Here is a 5,272-nt window from a genome sequence, read left to right on the forward strand (position 1 = left end):
GCCAAAAAAAAGTCTCTTTTGTACAATAGAGCGGCCTGCTTTTGAATTAGGTTTGACCTTTTGAATAATTTAACTACGATGTTTGTCATGATCAAATGGAGCACATTTTTGTTGCTGTTAACTGCTTTGTCCATTAGTAATAGTAGTAATGCGCAATCCTTTCAAAGAACCGATCTTGGAATTAAAGCAATAATCAATTCCACCGCCATCGAGATCCAATATTATAGCCCTACCACTGTAAGAGTGCTGAAATCGCCTGAGGAGCGCCCTTTTACTAAAGAAAGTCTTTCCGTTATTAAGACACCGCAAAAAACAGCATTCAAGGTTAAGCAGCAGGCTGATTGGGTACACTTGAAAACCCCGGCGCTCGATGTGGCTCTGAACCTGAATACCGGCGCCATAGTGTATTCAACAGTAAATGGTGAATATTTGCGAAGGAAAAACAAGGCGGCGTACAATTCACCCCTTTCAATGATGCAGGCAATAATACATTTACCGTTCAACAATCGTTTGTGTTGGACAGCGATGAACCTATTTATGGCCTTGGTCAGCAGCAGCAAGGCAAAATGAGCCAGCGTAATGGTACGCTGAACATGGTGCAGGGAAACCTGGACGACTACATTCCTTTCTTTCAATCGGTAAAAGGCTACGGTGTTTTTTGGGACAATTATTCCCCCACGGTGTTTACTGATAACCCCGAAGGCACCTCCTTTAGATCGGATGTCGGAGACGGGGTGGATTATTATTTCATGTACGGCGGCAATGCAGATGGGGTAATTGCCCACATGCGTGACCTGACGGGGCAGGCGCCCATGTTCCCACTGTGGACTTATGGCTATTGGCAAAGTAAAGAAAGGTATAAAAGCCAGGATGAATTAGTGGATGTAGTAAAGCAATACCGCAAAATAGGTGTGCCGCTCGATGGTATCATCCAGGACTGGCAATATTGGGGAAGCAACTATTTGTGGAATGCAATGGAATTTTTAAATGCTGAATTTCCCAAACCGGAAAAGATGGTGAGCGATGTTCACCAGATGAATGCGCACATGATCATCTCCATCTGGAATTCGTTTGGTCCTCAAACAAAGCAATACAAAGAGTTGGATAAGATAGGCGCGCTGATGAATTTTACAACATGGCCGCAATCAGGGTCTGACTTATGGCCTCCCAAACGTGATTATCCTTCGGGTGTTCGGGTATATGATCCCTACAATCCTGCAGCCCGTGATATTTACTGGAAATATCTGGAACAAATGTATAAACTCCGGTTGGATGGCTGGTGGATGGATTCCTCAGAACCGGATCATCTGGATGCCAAACCGTCGGATTTTGATAATAAGACTTATCTGGGATCATTCAGGAAAGTGCGCAATGCATTTCCTTTGATGACGGTGGGCGGTGTATCAACGCATCAGCGTGCGGTTGATTCCGGGAAGAGAGTGTTTATCCTTACCCGTTCAGCATTTGCCGGTCAGCAACGGTATGGAGCCAATACCTGGTCGGGTGATGTAACTTCATCCTGGAATGCATTGAGGAACCAGATCTCCGCAGGACTGAATTTTTCACTGACCGGCATACCTTATTGGAATGCTGATATCGGCGGATTCTTTTTGTCACGGTTTAAAAGAAAGTTGGAGGACCCCGAGTACCGTGAACTATATGTTCGCTGGTTGCAGTTCGGAACTTTTACGCCCATGATGCGTTCGCATGGCGCAGATGCTCCAAGAGAAATTTATCAGTTCGGGCAAAAAGGAACTACCTATTACGATGCCATTGAGAAATACATCAACCTGCGCTATCATTTATTGCCTTATATCTATTCCACCGCATGGGATGTTACAGCCAACCAATCGAGCATGATGCGCGGCCTGGTGATGGATTTTCCAAAAGACAAAAATGCATTGGATCTTAACGATGAATTTATGTTTGGGAGATCCCTGCTGGTAAGTCCTGTTACCAACGCGATGTATGTGAAGCCGGTTGTCAGCGAAAAAGAAACGATCCAGGTAGAAGACTTTAGCACAGTCAAAACAAAAGAAACGTATTTGCCGGCAGGAACCGACTGGTACGATTTCTGGACCGCTGAAAAATTTTCCGGCGGTAAAAAAGTAAGCAGGCAAACGCCACTCGATCTCATTCCTCTTTATGTAAAAGCAGGTGCTGTCATTCCCGTTGGACCTGCTGTTCAATATGCAGAAGAAAAAAAGTGGGACAGCCTTGAAATAAGGGTGTATCCGGGCGCAAACGGAAAATTTGTTTTGTACGAAGACGAGCATGATAATTACAATTATGAGCGGGGCGTTTATTCAACGGTGACTTTCACCTGGGACGATTCCAAAAAGGTGTTGACCATCAGCGATAGAAATGGTTCGTTTCCCGGAATGCTGAGGGAAAGAAAATTCAAAGTTGTGATGGTGACGAGCCAGGGAGACAAGGTAGTCACCTATACAGGGAAAAAAGTGGTCGTAAAATTTTAAGAAGCAAATAAAAGGCAAATAGTAGTATGAAGCGTCAGTTAGTTCTTGTAATGCTGTTTTCAGCTTTCAGCGGCCTGATATTTGGGCAAAAAGCAGTCTTTCAATCTCCGGACCAAAAGATTGTTGTAGCACTTTTCAACAAACAAAACAATGATCTTGGCGAGTGGTACCTTAAAGCGTCTTACAATAACAATGGAAAAATCACGGAAGCAATACCCCGGATCGATATAGGCTTGCTGCGGAGCGACCAGGATTTTTCAAAAGAGCTGCGATTGGTGAAAGCAGGTAAACCGAATTTGATTACCGAAGAATACACAGCGCTCCACGGTAAAAGAGCTGTTTGCAAAAACGCGGCGAATGAGGTAGTGGTGGTTTTTGAAAATCAAACGAAAGCAAAACTCAATCTCATTGTCAGGGCTTACAATGACGGCATAGCTTTTCGCTATGAGTTTCCGGAAAAACAGGGAAGCTTTGTTATAAAGGATGAACTCACTGCCTATTCAATTCCATCGGAAACTACGCGGTGGATGGAAAAATGGAACCCTGCCAATGAGGGCCTGTATACAGCCATGGATAAGGGCAAAATACTGTCGGGCGAATGGGGTTATCCGGCGCTTTTCAACACCGCTGATAAAGAATGTTGGTTCTTGTTGCATGAGTCGGATGTGAACAGAAATTACTGTGGTGCCAAATTGAGCAATGCGGCTGATTCTTCTGTCTACAAACTCACCTTTCCCAATCCAAAAGATGGAAGAGGATTGGGCGAGTCCATGCCTTCTATAACGCTTCCCTGGAAATCGCCCTGGCGGGTGATCATCATGGGAACGTTGGCCGATATAGTGTCATCGACGTTAGTGAATGATGTGGCGCCTCCATCAGTGATAAAAGATACCAGCTGGATCAAACCCGGAATAGCCTCCTGGAATTATTGGTCCAGCAATCATGGCACTAAAGATTATAAAACGGTTTGTGAATTTGCCGACCTCGCGGCCTTCATGAACTGGCGGTATACGCTACTCGATTGGGAGTGGGATGCTATGGGCAATGGGGGTAAGCTGGAAGATGCAGTAAAGTATATCGCGTCAAAAGGCATAAAACCATTGATCTGGTACAATTCAGGCGGACCGCATACGTATGTTTCCGCCACACCCCGTGACCGGATGCTTACCCATGAAAACCGTGTGGAAGAATTTACAAAGCTGAAAAAACTGGGAATCGCGGGCGTGAAGGTTGACTTCTTTGAAAGCGAGAAGCAGGAGATGATAAAATACTATTTAGACATTTTAGAAGATGCTGCTGCCTTTCAAATGATGGTTTACTTTCATGGTTGTATTGTGCCGAGAGGGTGGGAGCGGACCTGGCCCAACCTGATGACGCACGAAGCCGTGCGGGGTGCCGAGTGGTACAACAACACCCCTGATTTTACAATGCCTGCACCTGAACATAATGCCACGCTTCCATTTACCCGCAACGTAGTGGGTCCCATGGACTACACACCTGTTACATTTACCAATTCGCAATATCCGCATGTTACCTCTTATGCCCATGAATTGGCGTTGAGTGTGCTCTTTGAATCGGGCATGCAACACATGGCCGACCGGCCCGAAGGCTATTATGAGCTGCCCGATGCCCCCAAAACATTTTTGAAGCAGGTGCCCAATGCGTGGGATGATACCAGGTTGCTGGATGGTTATCCCGGTAAGGAGGTGATCATGGCCCGCCGCAAAGGAAATGATTGGTATCTGGGCGGCATCAATGCAGAACAAAGAGAAAAGACCAAAACAATAATATTTGATTTTTTGCGGGAAGGCGTAAAATATAAACTTACTTTGATAGCCGATGGAAAGCACGATAAAGAGTTTGCCACCCAATACATGGTGGTAGACAGATCTGCTTCCGTTGAGGTGAAGTTGCTTCGCAGGGGTGGGTTTGCCGCGTCGTTGATTCCGATGTATTAAAAAATGATTGCTATGCGTATTGTTGCTGTATCGTTCATACTGTCCCTGCTTACTGTCTCCAAACAATTAGGTGCGCAGACCGGTCTCCGTTTATGGTATGATAAACCCGCGACAGAGTGGGTGGAGGCCCTGCCGGTGGGGAACGGTCATATAGGTGGAATGGTTTTCGGTCGGGTAGAGGAGGAGCTTATCCAATTGAATGAAAGCACGCTTTACAGCGGCGGCCCGGTAAAACAACAGATCAATCCCGATGCCTTTCAATATCTTGCCCCCATCCGCGAAGCGTTGCTGAAGGAACAGGATTATTCAAAGGCAAATGAACTGGCCAAAAAGATGCAGGGCTATTTTACCGAATCGTATCTGCCGCTGGGCGACCTGCTGCTAAAGCAATCGTTCAATGGGCGCACGCCGGCTGCCTATCACCGCGAGTTGAATATTCAAACCGCTATTGCCACTACCCGTTTCACAGTTGGTGGCGTGCAATATACGCGCGAAGTTTTCTGCACGGCGCCTGCCAACGTGATGGTCATCCGCATTCGCGCCAGTGTTCCCGGCGCTCTCGATCTTTCCGTGGCATTAAAAACCCCTTTGCATTATACCGTATCAGCAAAAGCGAACAGTGAAGTGATCATGAGTGGTAAGGCGCCCGCACATGTTGATCCGAGCTATTATAATCCTAAAGACCGGCAGCCTGTTATATATGAAGATACGGCCGGTTGCAACGGTATGCGCTTTCAATGCCGGGTAAAAGCCATTACCAAAACAGGAACCATCAGGGCAGATACTTCGGGCCTGCGCGTGCAGCATGCAACAGAACTGGTATTGATCGTCTCCGCC

4 protein-coding genes are annotated in these 5,272 nt (G+C 46.4%); all 4 read left to right on the plus strand.

The features are described from left to right. Positions 1-78 precede the first annotated feature (78 nt). Positions 79-570, plus strand: a complete 492-nt coding sequence (locus tag ACJ751_RS11980; protein ID WP_407745730.1) for a hypothetical protein — start codon at positions 79-81, stop codon at positions 568-570. Further along, positions 513-2,477 (plus strand): TIM-barrel domain-containing protein, encoded by a 1,965-nt coding sequence (locus ACJ751_RS11985; protein WP_407745731.1) that lies wholly within the window; start codon positions 513-515, stop codon positions 2,475-2,477. Before ACJ751_RS11980 ends, ACJ751_RS11985 begins: the two co-directional genes overlap by 58 nt. A gap of 26 nt (positions 2,478-2,503) precedes the next feature. Then, complete coding sequence (locus ACJ751_RS11990) at positions 2,504-4,435, plus strand: glycoside hydrolase family 97 catalytic domain-containing protein (RefSeq protein WP_407745732.1); 1,932 nt, start codon at positions 2,504-2,506, stop codon at positions 4,433-4,435. 12 nt (positions 4,436-4,447) lie between these two features. Continuing rightward, positions 4,448-5,272: glycoside hydrolase N-terminal domain-containing protein (locus tag ACJ751_RS11995; protein WP_407745733.1), on the plus strand; the 825-nt coding region annotated here is incomplete at its 3' end.

Source organism: Niastella sp., assembly GCF_045805085.1.
Taxonomy (GTDB): Bacteria; Bacteroidota; Bacteroidia; order Chitinophagales; family Chitinophagaceae; genus Niastella.